This is a genomic window from Bradyrhizobium sp. 1200_D9_N1_1 (genome assembly GCF_052075915.1).
In the GTDB taxonomy this organism is placed as follows: domain Bacteria; phylum Pseudomonadota; class Alphaproteobacteria; order Rhizobiales; family Xanthobacteraceae; genus Bradyrhizobium; species Bradyrhizobium diazoefficiens.
In genome coordinates, this window is the sequence record NZ_CP197226.1 from 8,717,169 (window position 1) to 8,731,726 (window position 14,558).

Genomic DNA, 14,558 nt, shown 5'->3' on the forward strand with positions numbered 1-14,558 from the left:
AGAAATCCGCCGGGACGCGTTAGAATTGAACTAATGTGGCAACACCTGTCGTTCAGAACCCAACTGTTTCTTCCGCTCGGCGTGAGCTTCCTCGCCGCGCTGGTCATGGGCGGCGTGCTGCTCCAGAGCTTTGCGACCGGCCAGCTGGCCGACGAGAACGAATTGGGGCGACATTCGGCCCGAGCGGTCGCCGCGGCGCTCAACAACACCCTGCGTGCCTCGGACAATCCGCGGCAGACGCTCGACGCCTTTGTCCATTCTTTGGGCACCTCCTCCGATATCCAATTCCGTCCTGTCGAAGCGGGTCCCGAGCCCTCGCCAACGGCCGGTCCGCGCAAGCCGCATAGCGTGCCGCAATGGTTCATCGACCTGCTCACCATCCCGGACATGGACGCGGCGTCCCCGCTGATCATCGACGGCAAGCGGGTCGGCGATCTCGTGTTCCTGCCCGACCTGTCGGTCGACCTGTTCGAGAAATGGATCGGTTTTCTGGCGCTGACGAGCCTCATCGCCGTGCTGACGGTGCTGACCGGAACGATCGCCTATCTCTTCGCGGAATCGGCACTGCGCCCCCTGCAAAATCTGGGCGCAGGCCTCACACGAATACGGCGCGGCGATTATGCGACGCCGATCCCGGTGGCAGGGCCGCCGGAGATCCGGCAGAGCTGCGAGGAGGCCAATGCGCTGGCGGCGACGCTCGCGCGACTAAGCCAGGACAATCGCGACCTGCTGCACCGCCTGGTGTCGCTCCAGGACGACGAGCGGCGCGATCTCGCCCGCGAGCTGCACGACGAGCTCGGCCCGCTGCTGTTCAGCATCCGCGCCGGCACGATCGCCCTGATCGAGGCTTCGCCGCCGGTGGGACATCTCGGCAATACGGCACAGGAGGTGCTGCAATCGGTCGAAGCGCTCCAGCAGACCAACCGCCGCATCCTCGACCGGCTGCGGCCGCTCTATATCGAGGAATTGGGGCTGGAAACCAGCGTGCAGACGCTGCTCCGGAACTTTCGCAAGCAGGCCCCGCATATCGGCCTGACCGCCACGGTCGATCCTGGTCTCAACGGGCTCGACGGGCCGCTGGCCCAGACCGTCTATCGCGTGATCCAGGAGGCGCTGACCAATGTGCTGCGCCATGCCGCAGCACGCAATGCCCATGTGCAGGCGGCCATTTCAGGCGACGCGCTCGCCATCGAGATCTCCGACGACGGCGGGGGATTTCTCGAGGGCAACGTGTTCGGCCGGGGTCTGACCGGCATGCATGAGCGCGTGCGCGCGCTCAGCGGATCGCTGTCATTGCTGCGCGCGGATGAACGAACCTATGTGCGCTGCCGTCTGCCCGTGCAGAGGACGCGCGACGAGCCGGCGCAAAGCTAGCACGCGCAGCCGTGATGCGCGTTCTGTCGCGCCGGCGCGCACAGCGTGCTGTCGATTTTGCCTTCCGCACTGAAGCGAAACGAGGCGTGAATGCGCAGCGCGCCCGCGACGGAATATTCGAGATCGACGCCATCAGGCACGGGATGGATCTCCTCGAGACCGAAGCCGGCCGACGAAAATGCGCTGAGCCGCGGCCCCCAGTAGACTTCGAGCTCGTCTCGGCCGCGATAACGCTGCGTGCCGTTGCACGTGCATTCGATCTGGGCGTCGTCCGCATAGAGGTCGAGCAGCGTCGCGAGGTCGCCTTTCCGGCAGGCATCCACCCAATCGACGACAATTCCCATCTGATCGAAATCGCTCACGCCGCAATCCTGTCTGCCGCGAAATTTTGCATGCGGCTTAGGACCACACTCGTGAATACGCGCTGAATGGTAAACCCCGGGTGATACCGGGTTCCTCCCGGGAACCTCCGGAAGATTCAGCTCGAGCGACGTCCCCTCACCCAGACGCCGAACGCGATCAGCACCGCGCCTGCAAGCGCGAACCAGGTGACGGCGTATTGCAGGTGATCGTCCTTCAGATGCACGTCGAGCGGACCCGGACGCGGAATGCCATTCGCGGGCGCGGGCTGCTCCAGATCGATGTAGAACGGCGCAACCGTGCCCCAGCCGAGCGCGCTCGCGATCGCCACATGATCGCGCACGAACCAGAGCCGCTTGTCGCGGCTCTCCGCCGGCGTCAGCCAGCCCGGCGGTTCGGGAAAGCGCAGATAGCCGGTGAGCGCGACCGGCTGCCCGGTCACGAGCTTCTTCACCGCGCGATCCTCGACGCTGCGATCCTGCATCGTGTTCTCGACGAAGCCGGCATCGATCACGACCATCTCGCCGCTCGGAAGCCGCGCCGGCAGGAAGGCCCAGGTGCCGGGACCGGAGGCGTCCTTGCGTACGGCCGAGCCGGACGAATAGACCATCGCATCGGGCGAGGCGGCGAAGGTCGCAGTGAAGCTGACACGGCGGAATTCATCGCGCGCGGGATTGAGCGCAGCCCATTGTGCGGGCGGCGGCAGCGCGATGGGTGCCGCCGCCAGACGCTCGGTGAGTGCTGCGATCAGCTCGTGCTTGGCGGTCCGGCGCTGCAATTGCCAGACGCCGAGGGCAACGAAGGCGGCCGTCAGGAGAAGCGTGAACAGCGCAAAGCCGGCCACGCGAGGCTTGCGCGCAGTCTCGTTCATTTCGCGCGGTCGACCAGCCGGCCCGGCGCTGCCTTGTGGTGGAATTGCAGCGCGATCAGCAGCGACTTCATCGCGCGCAGTGGCAAGAGCGTGGTGGCGAGGATCAGCGGCAGCCACAGCACGGCATGCAGCCAGTACGGCGGCTGGTACTTGACCTCGACGATCAGCGCGCACGCAACGACGATCCCACCGGCGAGCATGATGATGAAGATCGCCGGGCCATCGCCGGTGTCGATGAAGGCATAGTCGAGGCCGCAGCGGTCGCAGGAGGGTGCGAGCGTCAGGAAGCCCGCATAGAGCTTGCCCTGGCCGCAGCGCGGACATTTGCAGGCCAGCCCGCGCATCGCGCTTTGCAGGACGGTGGTTTCGGACTTGGGTGGACCGGCGGTGTCATTCATGATGGCGGACTCTATCACAGTTTCCGCCGAAACTTCCGGCGGCGCAAAAGCGAAAGGGCGGCCCTGCGGCCGCCCTTTCTGATCGATCCAAAGCTGCTCAGTGCGCGCCGTGGGCCATGGTCTCGGCGCCGTGTCCCCACACATAGATGCAGAGGAAAAGGAACAGCCAGACCACGTCGACGAAGTGCCAGTACCAGGCGGCGAACTCGAAGCCGAGATGCTGCTTCGGCGTGAAGTGGCCGGCATAGGCACGGAACAGGCAGACCAGCAGGAAGATGGTGCCGACCAGCACGTGGAAGCCATGGAAACCGGTCGCCATGAAGAAGGTCGCGCCATAGACGTTGCCGGCGAACGAGAACGCCGCATGGCTGTACTCATAGGCCTGCACGCAGGTGAAGAGCGCGCCGAGCACGACGGTGAGGATCAGGCCGTATTTCAGGCCCTGACGATCGTTCTCGAGCAACGCATGGTGCGCCCAGGTCACCGTGGTGCCCGAGGTGAGCAGGATCAGCGTGTTCAGGAGCGGCAGATGCCAGGGATCGAAGGTCTCGATGCCGTGGGGCGGCCAGGTGCCGGGGACCGCGCAGGCTCCGGCCGCGGTGCCGAGGCCGCAGCCGAACACGGCATCGCGGGTGGCGTGGACAGCGTCGGCCGGAAACAGCGCCGCGTTGAAATAGGCCCAGAACCAGGCGACGAAGAACATCACCTCGGAGGCGATGAACAGGATCATGCCGTAGCGGTGATGGAGCTGCACGACGCGGGTATGGTCGCCCTTGTACTGGGCTTCCTTGATCACGTCGCCCCACCAGCTCGCCATGGTGTAGAGCACGCCGACGGTGCCGACGCCGAACACGATCGGCGCGGCCGAGAACATGTGGTGCATCCAGGCGATCGCGCCGACCGCCATGATGAAGGCCGAGAGCGAACCGACCGCCGGCCAGGGAGAGGGATCGACCAGATGATAGTCGTGATGCTTGCCTTGCGCGGTAGCCATTTGCGGTCTCTCTCCTCAATCCCGTGCCTGTCCGGCACTTATCCCCTTGTGTCCAACCCCCAGAGCGTGAGCCCGGCGGTCAGAGATTTCCCTTGCGTTTGTCGCCTTCCCCGGACGCGAGCGGCTTCACCACCGGATCCTTCACCGGGTAGAACGTGTAGGACAGCGTGATCGTGCTGAGCCCGTCGTTCTCGTGGTCGTCGGCGATCGACGGATCGACGTAGAACACGACCGGCATCTCGCGCTTCTCACCGGGCGCCATGGTCTGCTCGGTGAAGCAGAAGCAGTTGATCTTCTGGAAGTAGGACCCGACCGTCAGCGGCGCGACGTTGTAGGCGGCCTGGCCGGCAGTGGTGCGCGCGGCCTGGTTGGTCACGGTGTAGAAGACGGTCGTGACCTGGCCGATATTGACCTCGATCTCGCTCTGCTCCGGCTCGAACTTCCAGGGCAGACCGGGCGCGACGTTGGAATCGAAGCGCACCGCGATCTTCCGCGCGATCGGACCGGTGGCCGGCGCGGCGGTCGCGACCTGGGTCGTGCCGTTGAAACCGGTAGCGCGGCAGAACCAGTTGTAGAACGGCACCGCCGCATAGGAGGCGCCGACCATCAGCGCCACCACGCCGCCGCAGATCGAGGCGACCAGCACGTCACGACCGAGGCCCTTACCGACGCCTTTCCTGGCCGTCCGGCTCTGATCCCGCGATATGGTCGGCTCGTGATCCATTTTCCCTACATCGGCCGGACTAGAACTGCCGGTCCCTTGACCATGGTGACGGCGAAGAACAGCACCACGAGCACGCCGAGCGCGAGCGCGATCGCGATCGAGCGCTGACGGCGGCTCTTCTTCTGCGCCTCGGTGAGAACGATTCCATCTGGCTCGGGTTTGTCCGCCACCGCGATCATGCGCCCCCTGCCATCGGAGCAAGCGCCCGGAACACGACCTCGGCCAGCAGGGTCGCGAACAGCGCGAACAGGTAAAGGATGGAGAAGGCGAACAGTTTTCGCGTGGCGCGCAACGACTGGCTGCGCTCGCGGCGCATATAGACGTTGATCGCGAGCACCAGCATGCCGGCGCCGAGGATCAGCGAGACGACACCGTAGACGGCGTCGAAATAGCCGAGCGCCCAGGGCGCGGCGGCCACCGCGATCAGCACGATCGTGTAGAGCAGGATCTGGAGGCGGGTCGCATCGGGACCGGCGACATTGGGCAGCATCGGAATGCCGGCGCGCGCGTAATCGTCCGAGCGGAACAGCGCCAGCGCCCAGAAATGCGGCGGGGTCCAGAAGAAGATGATGGCGAAGAGAAGCAGCGGCTCGACGTCGACCGTGCCAGTCACCGCGGCCCAGGCCACCACCGGCGGCAACGCACCGGCGGCGCCGCCGATCACGATGTTCTGCGCGGTCCAGCGCTTCAGCCACATCGTGTAGATCACGACGTAGAAGAAGATGGTGAAGGCGAGCAGCGCGCCCGCGATCCAGTTGACGAGGATGCCGAGCGTCATCACCGAGAAGAAGGCGAGCGTCATGCCGAACGTCATCGCCTCGGGACGGGTGATGCGGCCACGCGGAATCGGCCGGTTCGCCGTGCGCGACATCTTGGCGTCGATATCGCCTTCGAGCGCCATGTTGAGCGCCCCGGAGGCGCCGGCGCCGACGGCGATGCAGAGCAGCGAGGTGATCGCCAGCACCGGGTGGAAATGCCCGGGCGCCATCGCCATTCCGACCAGCGCGGTGAAGATCACCAGCGACATCACCCGCGGCTTGAGCAGCGCAATGTAGTCGCCCACCTCCGCTTCGGAGATGCGGGGATTGATGTCGACGGCGTTCTGGTCGAGGACGGACACTAAATCAACTCGCTTCGTTATGGAGCCGCGGCGCCCGTCATGGGCGCCGCGGGTGATCGCTCACTGCACGCGGGGCAGCACTTCGAACTGATGGAAGGGCGGCGGCGAGGGCAGCGTCCACTCCAGCGTGGTCGCGCCGGCACCCCACGGATTGTCGCCAGCCGGCACCTTTTTCGCAAAGGCATCGATCACGCAATAGAGGAAGATCAGGACGCCGAAGCCGGAAATGTAGGAGCCGACCGACGAGACCAGGTTCCAGCCGGCGAACGCGTCGGGATAGTCGACGTAGCGGCGCGGCATGCCCGACAGGCCGAGGAAGTGCTGCGGGAAGAACACCAGGTTCACGCCGATGAAGGTGACCCAGAAGTGCGCCTTCGCCAGCGTCTCGTTGTACATGTAGCCCGTCATCTTCGGGAACCAGTAGTACCAGCCGGCGAAGATCGCGAACACTGCACCGAGCGACAGCACGTAGTGGAAGTGCGCGACGACGTAGTAGGTCTCCTGGAGCACGCGGTCGACGCCGGCGTTCGCCAGCACGACGCCGGTGACGCCACCGACCGTGAACAGGAAGATGAAGCCCACGGCCCAGATCATCGGCGCGCGGAATTCGATCGAGCCGCCCCACATCGTGGCGATCCACGAGAAGATCTTCACGCCGGTCGGAACCGCGATCACCATCGTCGCCGCGACGAAATAGGCCTGCGTCGCCGACGACATGCCGACCGTGTACATGTGGTGCGCCCACACCACGAAGCCGATGCCGCCGATCGCGACCATGGCGTAGGCCATGCCGAGATAGCCGAACACGGGCTTGCGCGAGAAGGTGGAGACGATCTGGCTGATCATGCCGAAGCCGGGCAGGATCAGGATGTACACCTCGGGATGGCCGAAGAACCAGAACAGGTGCTGGAACAGCACGGGGTCGCCGCCGCCGTCGGGCGCGAAGAAGGTCGTGCCGAAATTGCGGTCGGTGAGCAGCATGGTGATCGCACCGGCGAGCACCGGCAGCGACAACAGCAGCAGGAACACGGTCACCAGGATCGACCACACGAACAGCGGCATCTTGTGCAGGGTCATGCCCGGCGCGCGCATGTTGAAGATCGTGGTGATGAAGTTGATGGCGCCGAGGATCGACGAGGCACCCGCCAGATGCAGCGACAGGATCGCGAAGTCGACTGCCGGGCCGGGATGGCCGGAGCTCGACAGCGGCACGTACATGGTCCAGCCGGCGCCGACGCCGTTGGCGCCCGGCTCGCCCTCGACGAAGGTCGACATCAGCAGCAGCCCGAAGGAGGCCGGCAGCAGCCAGAACGAGATGTTGTTCATGCGCGGGAACGCCATGTCGGGCGCGCCGATCATCAGCGGCACGAACCAGTTGCCGAAGCCGCCGATCATCGCCGGCATGACCATGAAGAAGATCATGATCAGGCCGTGGGAGGTCACGAAGACGTTGTAGGTGTGCGTCTCGTGGAAGATCTGCACGCCCGGATACATCAGCTCGGCACGGATCGCGATCGACATCGCGGCACCGATGACGCCGGCGATGACCGCGAAGATCAGGTACATCGTGCCGATGTCCTTGTGGTTGGTCGAATAGACGTAGCGTCGCCATCCGGTCGGATGGGCGTGCTCGTCATGTCCGTGGTCTTGCGCGTGATCGCCGTGTGCCGCTGCGCTGGTTGCCATTTTCAAATCCTGCCTTGCGTCCCAATCGGACCTTTGGAGGTCCCGCCCTTTATGTCGCTTTCAGTCCCCTCGAGCCTTTACCCGACGCCTACTGCGTCGGGCCGGCCGCGGAGGCGTAGGTGCCGGTGCCACCGCTCGCAAACTTCTTCTTCGCCGTTTCGACCCAGGAGGCGAATTCCTTGTCTTCCACGACGCGAATCGCGATCGGCATGAAGGCGTGATCCTTGCCGCAGAGCTCCGAGCATTGGCCGTAGAACATGCCGGTCTTGGCGGCCTTGAACCAGGTTTCGTTCAGTCGCCCCGGAATGGCGTCGATCTTCACGCCGAACGCCGGCAGCGCGAAGGCGTGGATGACGTCCGCACCGGTCACCTGAACACGAATCACCTTGTTGACCGGCACCACCATCTCGTTGTCGACGCCGAGCAGGCGGGGCTGCTTGTCCTGGGCCATCAGCGAGTCGAACTCGAACTTGCCGTTGTCGGGATAGGCGTAGGACCAGTACCACTGCTTGCCGGTCGCCTTGATGGTCAGGTCCGCCTTCGGCACGTCGAGCTCCAGGAACAGCAGGCGGAACGACGGCACCGAGATGCCGACCAGGATCAGCACCGGAACCAGCGTCCAGGCCACCTCGATCAGCGTGTTGTGGGTGGTCCGCGACGGCACCGGATTGGCCCTCGCGTTGAACTTGATGACCACGACCACCAGCAGCGCCAGAACGAACAGCGTAATCAGCGCGATGAGCACGAACAGGAAGTTGTGGAACCAGACGATATTGTCCATCACCGGCGAGCCGGACTGCTGGAGCGTCCACTCCCATGGCGCCGGCTGCCCAAGCTCGGCAAATGCCGCGCTGCCCGTCGCCAGTGTCAGACCAGCTACGGCCAATCCCAGCAAATGCCGGCCTACCCGGCCCTTCGACATCCTCATGCCGTTCGCGCTCCCCTTACGAAATCACCCCAGGTGCGTCCCCCTATTTCCGGGAAACGCTTATTCGATCCGTCCGTCTGACAAACCGCCACTCAAGAATACCTCTAAGAGGAATTGGGGCCAGATCGCTAGAACGCCGAAATCAAGCTTCTCAAACCATAATTCTTGATCTATCGCAATGCAGTCTTGAACCCCATCTGCCAGCGATCACCCGCAAGATATTTCCTAGTAACATCAGACAAAAATACCGTTTCCCGGGATGCTGCGGCTTGACAGCGGAATTGCCCGTTGTAGGCACTGGCGAACGGCCGCACAGGAACCTGATTCGTGCCGGCGGCGGCGGCCTCGGCGGCGCGGAATTTGCTTGGGAATTGCCTTCAAGACGCCGTCATTTCCGTATCAGTCCACCCGCGCAAGCGACCCAAGCGAGCAGAGGGACCGACCCCGATGGGGCTTTCGAGATGCATGGCAAGGCCGGATAGCAGCCTCAACGCGCTGATCGGCCTTCTGGCCGCCGCCCTTCTCCTTGCTTTACCCAGCCTCGCCCATGCGCAGGGCGCGGTGCGCTCCGTCCATGGCGACTGGCAGATTCGCTGCGACACCCCGCCGGGCGCCCAGGCCGAGCAATGCGCCCTGATCCAGAGCGTCGTGGCCGAAGACCGCTCCAATGCCGGCCTGACCGTGATCGTGCTCAAGACCGCCGACCAGAAGAGCCGCCTGATGCGCGTGGTCGCCCCCCTCGGCGTCCTGCTGCCCTCCGGCCTCGGGCTGAAGCTCGACAATCAGGACGTCGGCCGCGCCGGCTTCGTCCGCTGCCTGCCCAATGGCTGCGTCGCCGAGGTCGTCATGGACGACAAGCTGCTCGGCCAGCTCCGCACCGCCAAGACCGCGACCTTCATCATCTTCGAGACGCCGGAAGAAGGCATCGGCTTCCCGCTCAGCCTGAACGGACTGGGTGAGGGGTACGACAAGCTGCCGTAGGCAGCTGGACCTATTGTTTCCGTAATGTGAGGCTTCGCGCCCTCGCGGAACTGGTCTGAAACCATTATCTTGCCCCACATCTCCAGATAATGGACGGACACATGACCAATCCCGACACAACCTCCCTGCTCGACCGCGCCAATCTCGACCGCGACCAGGTTCGCCACGAGGTCGCGCGCGGGCTTGCCGGCGCCGACGACGGCGAGCTGTTCCTGGAGTACAGCCAGACCGAAGCGCTGATGTTCGACAATGGGCGGCTGAAGCAGGCGACCTACGACACCTCCCAGGGTTTTGGCCTGCGCGCCGTCAAGGACGACGCGGTCGGCTACGCCCATTCCTCCGACGTGTCGCTGCCGGCCCTGATTCGCGCCGCCGACGCGGTTGCCGCCGTGCGCGGCGGCTACTCCGGCAGCTTTTCGGCCCCTCCCCCGCATACCAATGTGCGCCTCTATGGCGACGACAACCCGCTCGATGCGCCGGGCTTCGAGACCAAGGTCAAGCTGCTCGCCGAGATCGACGCCTATCTGCGCGACAAGGATCCGCGGGTGCGGCAGGTCAGCGTCAGCCTGGGCGCAACCTGGCAGGTGGTCGAGATCCTGCGGCCCGACGGCGAGAGCTATCGCGACATCCGCCCGCTGGTGCGCGTCAACATCTCCGTCGTCGCCGGCCAGGGCGACCGCCAGGAGAGCGGCAGCAAGGGCTATGGCGGCCGCGCCGGCTATGCCGAATTCATCGAGAGCAAGAACTGGCGCGACGCCGCCGACGGCGCGCTGCGCGAGGCGCTGGTCAACCTGGAGTCCATTCCCGCCCCTGCCGGCGAGATGGACGTCGTGCTTGGCGCAGGCTGGCCCGGCGTGATGCTGCATGAAGCGGTCGGCCACGGGCTCGAAGGCGACTTCAACCGCAAGAGGACCTCGGCCTTTGCCGGCCTGATGGGCCGGCAGGTCGCGGCCAAGGGCGTCACCGTGGTCGACGACGGCACTATTGCCTCGCGCCGCGGCTCGCTCTCGATCGACGACGAGGGCACGCCGACCAATCGCACCGTGCTGATCGAGGACGGCATCCTGGTCGGCTACATGCAGGACCGCCAGAACGCGCGGCTGATGAACATGAAGCCGACCGGCAACGGCCGCCGCCAGGGCTATGCCCATGTGCCGATGCCGCGCATGACCAACACCTACATGCTCGCGGGCGATCGCGATCCGGCCGAGATCCTGGCGTCGGTGAAGAACGGCGTCTTCGCCGCGAATTTCGGCGGCGGCCAGGTCGACATCACCTCGGGCAAATACGTGTTTCAGTGCACCGAGGCCTACAAGATCGAGAACGGCAAGATCGGCGCCCCGCTGAAGGGCGCCATGCTGATCGGCAACGGGCCAACCGACCTGCATCGCATCCGCATGATCGGCAACGATCTCGCGCTCGATACCGGCATCGGCACCTGCGGCAAGAACGGCCAGGGCGTGCCGGTTGGCGTCGGCCAGCCGTCGCTTCTGATGGAACGCATTACGGTGGGTGGAACAGGCGCATGAGTGTTGAGAAGATGACTGCGACCACCACCAAGCGGAAGAGCAGCGGTTGGGGCGGGCAACTGGTGCAACTCGCCGGCATCGTCGCCGCGGTGTTCATCGCCAAGGGCGCGCTCGCCGAGCCGTTCTACGTGCCGTCGGGCTCGATGGAGCCGACGCTGCTGATCGGCGACGCCCTGCTCGCCTCGAAATTCCCCTACGGCTACGGCACCTCGTCGCTGCCGATCCAGATCAACCTGCCCGAGAGCGGCCGCGTGTTCGCGGAGACGCCGAAGCAGGGCGACGTCGTGGTGTTCCGCTGGCCCGGCGATCGCTCGCAGGCCTGGGTCAAGCGCGTGGTGGGTCTGCCCGGCGACCGCATCCAGATGCGGCAGGGCCAGCTCTTCATCAATGACCGGCCCGCCGAGCTCAAGCCCGACGGCATCGGCGCCGCCGAGGACGACAATGGCGGCAGCGAGCCTGCCTACCGCTATGTCGAGACGCTGCCGAACGGCGTCTCGCACCTGATCTTCAAGATGCGCGACAATGGCCCGCTCGACAACACGCCGGAGGTGACGGTGCCGGCCGGACATCTCTTCGTGCTCGGCGATAACAGAGACAACTCCGCCGACAGCCGCGTGCCGCTGCGCTCCGGCGGCGTCGGTCTGCTGCCGATCGACAATCTGGTCGGACGCGCGGATGCCGTGCTCGGCTCCTGGGACCTCGGCATGCGCGGCCAGCCGGTGTGGACCTGGCTGTCCGGTTTCCGCCTCGCGCGGTTCTTCACCGCCGTGCATTGACCGGAAGTCTCCTCACCTCACGATGAACCGCGACGAATTCCTCGCGCTCGCGCTGAGAAATCCCGTCAACGTTACGATCATCGACGAACTCGCGCGGCTCGCCCTTCCGGATGCGTGGCTGGTCGCAGGTTGCCTGGTGCAGACGGTGTGGAACGTGCTCACGGGCCGCGCCGTCGATCACGGCATCGCCGACTACGACGTGTTCTATTTCGATCCCGATACGTCGTGGGAGGCGGAAGACGCGGTGATCCGCAAGCTGCAGGCACGGCTGGCGCATCTCGGCGTCAAGGTCGAGATCCGCAATCAGGCGCGCGTGCATCTGTGGTACCCCGACAAGCACGGCCTGCCCTATCCGCCGTTGACGCGTTCAACCGACGGCATCGACCGCTTCCTGACGGAGAATACCCAGCTCGGTATCCAACCCGCGGGCGGGAGCTTCGACGTCTATGCGCCGCACGGGTTCGACGACGTCGCGCGATTGATCGTGCGGCCCAATCGGGCACAGAATTTTTCCATTGCCAATTACGCGGCGAAGGCCGCGCGATGGAAGGCGCTGTGGCCGGAGCTCACGGTCATTGCGGCGGAGTGAGATGCCTCGCCACGTCATGGCCGGGCTTGACCCGGCCATCCACGCGCAGCCGCGATGGAGAAACGACGTGGATGCCCGGGACAAGCCCGGGCATGACGACCGTGTATTCGACGCTAGCTAAATCCTACCGCACCACGCCCGACGTGAACCCCGCCTTGCGGCGCGGCGGCTTGATTTCCTTTTTCAGGAAGCACCGCGCTTCGCGGCCGGTGTAGCCGGGACGGGCATAGGTGAAGGCGCGGCATTTGTTGTCGGCGGTGCAGGCGGCCTTGCACGCCTCCTCGCCTTCGCCGTCCTTGAGTTCAAAATTGCGCAGGTCGCCACCGGGGCGGTCGATCGAGGTCTCCACGCCTTCGACGCGCGGCTCGATCACGCCGGCGCCGCGCACACCGGAGATGCAGCAATTGCCCGGCACGCGCGGCGGCACCGTGTTCTTGAGCCAGCACACCGCCCCGGCGCCGTCGATGTCGGGATAGCTGAAGCTCCACGAGCGGCAACGGCGGTCGCGCTCGCACAGCAGCGCGCAATCCTCGGGGTCGCCCGATGTGACCGGCGTGCTGAAATAGTCACCGCCGGGCCGGTCGAATGCCGTCTGGGCGCGCGCAGGCCAGCTCGCAAGCACGAGCGAGAGCAGCGCGGCGCATGCCACGACGCTTGCCAAGACCCTTGCCATGACGGACAGGCGGCCCTTCCCCATCAGAACAGCTTTCGAGTTATTGACGACGCTCAGGTTTTTTCAGCCGGTCATTTGATCGCCGCAAACCTGTATGGGCGATGAACGGCTTAAGTCCCGGTCGTTGGCCTGTTGGTCTAGAACGCGTACTCCGCGTAGGCCGGTTCCACGGAGCCCTTCCAGGGGCCGTTGAACTTCTCGAGCATTTCCTCGGCCGGCGTGCGGCCGGAATCGATAATGCGGTCGAGCGGCTCCAAATGCCGCGTTTCGTCGCGGCCGAGCTGGTCGATCCGGCCGCGCCGGCGCAGGCCGGCATGTGCCAGAACGAGGCATTCCTTGGCGATCTCGAACAGATAGCGGTCCTTGATCCGCGCCTTGAAGCCGAAGCGCGGCACGTCGTCGCGCAGGGCCTGACGCTCATGCGCGCTCCAGTGCTTCACCATGTCCCAGGCGGCATCGAGCGACACATCGTCATAGAGCAGCCCGACCCAGAACGCCGGCAGCGCCGGCAGACGGCCCCACGGTCCGCCGTCGGAGCCGCGCATCTCGAGATAGCGCTTCAGCCGCACTTCCGGGAAGATCGTCGAGAGATGGTTGGCCCAGTCCGACAATGTCGGCCGCTCGCCGGGAAGATTGTTGTTGCGGCCGTCGAAGAAGGCGCGGAACGAGGAGCCCGAGACGTCGATGTAGTCTTCGCCGCGCTTGACGAAATACATGGGCACGTCGAGCGCGTAGTCGACATAGCGCTCGAAGCCCATGCCGTCCTCGAACGCCCAGGGCATCATGCCCGCGCGCGCATTGTCCGTGTCGCGCCAGATCTCGGAGCGGAAGGAGAGGAAGCCGTTCGGCTTGCCTTCGGTGAACGGCGAATTTGCGAACAGCGCGGTTGCGACCGGCTGGAGCGCGAGCGACACACGCAGCTTCTTGACCATGTCGGCTTCGGAGGAGAAGTCGAGATTGGTCTGCACCGTACAGGTCCGGTACATCATGTCGAGGCCGTACTGGCCGACCTTCGGCATGTAGTTGGTCATGATCTTGTAGCGGCCCTTGGGCATCACCGGGATGTCGGCGCGCGACCAGGACGGCGTCATGCCGAGCCCGAGGAAGCCGATGCCGAGCGGCGCTGCGATCTCGCGCACCTGCGCCAGATGCGCCATCAGCTCGCTCTGGGTCTGGTGCACGTTTTCGACCGGCGCACCGGAAAGCTCGAACTGTCCGCCCGGCTCGAGCGAGATCGCGCCGCCGCCGGTGACGTCGTAGAGGCCGATGATGTTGCCCTTCTCCATGATCGGCTCCCAGCCGAGCAGGAGCTTCATGCCCTCGAGCAGCGCGCCGATGCCGCGTGCGCCTTCGTAAGGCACCGGGCGGTACCCTTCGAGCGTGAAAGGCGTCTTCTCGTGCTCGGTGCCCATGCGGAATTCGGACGGATCCTTGCAGCCTTCCTCGAACCACGCAACGAGCTCGTCGCGCGATTGCAACGGCGTCATATCGATCTGGTCTCGCGCCATATCAAACTCTAATCAAAAGCGCTTCGACCGAATGCGCGGGTGACAGG

Annotated in this window: 16 protein-coding genes; 5 read left to right on the forward strand and 11 right to left on the reverse strand. The window is 65.2% G+C overall.

Annotated elements, in window-relative coordinates:
* The first annotated feature begins 33 nt into the window (after positions 1 to 33).
* Positions 34 to 1,374, forward strand: coding sequence for a histidine kinase (locus AB5K84_RS41250; RefSeq protein ID WP_011083998.1), 1,341 nt, complete (start codon positions 34 to 36; stop codon positions 1,372 to 1,374).
* Here the strand turns inward: AB5K84_RS41250 and AB5K84_RS41255 are convergent.
* The 9 genes from AB5K84_RS41255 to coxB all read right to left on the reverse strand — a co-directional run bounded on the left by AB5K84_RS41255 (position 1,371) and on the right by coxB (position 8,455).
* Positions 1,371 to 1,736, reverse strand: coding sequence for a nuclear transport factor 2 family protein (locus AB5K84_RS41255; protein ID WP_011083997.1), 366 nt, complete (start codon positions 1,734 to 1,736; stop codon positions 1,371 to 1,373). The genes AB5K84_RS41250 and AB5K84_RS41255 overlap by 4 nt on opposite strands.
* Before the next feature lie 116 nt (positions 1,737 to 1,852).
* A complete protein-coding gene (locus AB5K84_RS41260) occupies positions 1,853 to 2,605 on the reverse strand; it encodes an SURF1 family protein (protein ID WP_038965289.1) in 753 nt (250 codons plus the stop codon).
* Entirely contained in the window at positions 2,602 to 3,003 is a 402-nt protein-coding gene (locus tag AB5K84_RS41265) for a DUF983 domain-containing protein (RefSeq protein ID WP_011083995.1), read from the reverse strand. The genes AB5K84_RS41260 and AB5K84_RS41265 overlap by 4 nt, the downstream gene beginning before the upstream one ends.
* 97 nt (positions 3,004 to 3,100) lie before the next feature.
* Positions 3,101 to 3,997: a cytochrome c oxidase subunit 3 gene (locus AB5K84_RS41270; protein ID WP_011083994.1), complete on the reverse strand. Its 897-nt coding sequence runs from the start codon at positions 3,995 to 3,997 to the stop codon at positions 3,101 to 3,103.
* Between the two features lie 79 nt (positions 3,998 to 4,076).
* Complete coding sequence (locus tag AB5K84_RS41275; RefSeq protein ID WP_011083993.1) at positions 4,077 to 4,721, reverse strand: cytochrome c oxidase assembly protein; 645 nt, start codon at positions 4,719 to 4,721, stop codon at positions 4,077 to 4,079.
* A 5-nt stretch (positions 4,722 to 4,726) separates the two neighbouring features.
* A complete protein-coding gene (locus AB5K84_RS41280; protein ID WP_011083992.1) occupies positions 4,727 to 4,900 on the reverse strand; it encodes a hypothetical protein in 174 nt (57 codons plus the stop codon).
* A complete protein-coding gene (locus tag AB5K84_RS41285) occupies positions 4,897 to 5,841 on the reverse strand; it encodes a heme o synthase (protein WP_011083991.1) in 945 nt (314 codons plus the stop codon). Before AB5K84_RS41285 ends, AB5K84_RS41280 begins: the two co-directional genes overlap by 4 nt.
* 60 nt (positions 5,842 to 5,901) lie before the next feature.
* Positions 5,902 to 7,527, reverse strand: a complete 1,626-nt coding sequence (gene ctaD, locus AB5K84_RS41290) for a cytochrome c oxidase subunit I (RefSeq protein WP_011083990.1) — start codon at positions 7,525 to 7,527, stop codon at positions 5,902 to 5,904.
* Positions 7,528 to 7,615: 88 nt separating this feature from the next.
* Positions 7,616 to 8,455, reverse strand: coding sequence for a cytochrome c oxidase subunit II (gene coxB, locus AB5K84_RS41295; protein ID WP_011083989.1), 840 nt, complete (start codon positions 8,453 to 8,455; stop codon positions 7,616 to 7,618).
* 447 nt (positions 8,456 to 8,902) lie between these two features.
* Between coxB and AB5K84_RS41300 the strand changes: the two genes are divergently transcribed.
* From AB5K84_RS41300 to AB5K84_RS41315, 4 genes are all read left to right on the forward strand, one after another.
* Positions 8,903 to 9,436: an invasion associated locus B family protein gene (locus tag AB5K84_RS41300; protein WP_028173706.1), complete on the forward strand. Its 534-nt coding sequence runs from the start codon at positions 8,903 to 8,905 to the stop codon at positions 9,434 to 9,436.
* Between the two features lie 101 nt (positions 9,437 to 9,537).
* Positions 9,538 to 10,965 carry a metalloprotease TldD gene (tldD, locus tag AB5K84_RS41305; protein WP_038965288.1) on the forward strand — a complete coding sequence of 476 codons (1,428 nt, stop codon included), beginning with the start codon at positions 9,538 to 9,540 and terminating at the stop codon, positions 10,963 to 10,965.
* A complete protein-coding gene (gene lepB / locus AB5K84_RS41310) occupies positions 10,962 to 11,741 on the forward strand; it encodes a signal peptidase I (RefSeq protein WP_011083986.1) in 780 nt (259 codons plus the stop codon). The genes tldD and lepB overlap by 4 nt, the downstream gene beginning before the upstream one ends.
* Before the next feature lie 22 nt (positions 11,742 to 11,763).
* Positions 11,764 to 12,330, forward strand: a complete 567-nt coding sequence (locus tag AB5K84_RS41315) for a nucleotidyltransferase family protein (protein WP_011083985.1) — start codon at positions 11,764 to 11,766, stop codon at positions 12,328 to 12,330.
* 124 nt (positions 12,331 to 12,454) lie between these two features.
* Here the strand turns inward: AB5K84_RS41315 and AB5K84_RS41320 are convergent, their stop codons facing one another.
* Positions 12,455 to 13,027 carry a PAN domain-containing protein gene (locus AB5K84_RS41320; RefSeq protein ID WP_011083984.1) on the reverse strand — a complete coding sequence of 191 codons (573 nt, stop codon included), beginning with the start codon at positions 13,025 to 13,027 and terminating at the stop codon, positions 12,455 to 12,457.
* A 113-nt stretch (positions 13,028 to 13,140) separates the two neighbouring features.
* Entirely contained in the window at positions 13,141 to 14,511 is a 1,371-nt protein-coding gene (locus AB5K84_RS41325; protein ID WP_011083983.1) for a glutamate--cysteine ligase, read from the reverse strand.
* Positions 14,512 to 14,558 lie beyond the last annotated feature (47 nt).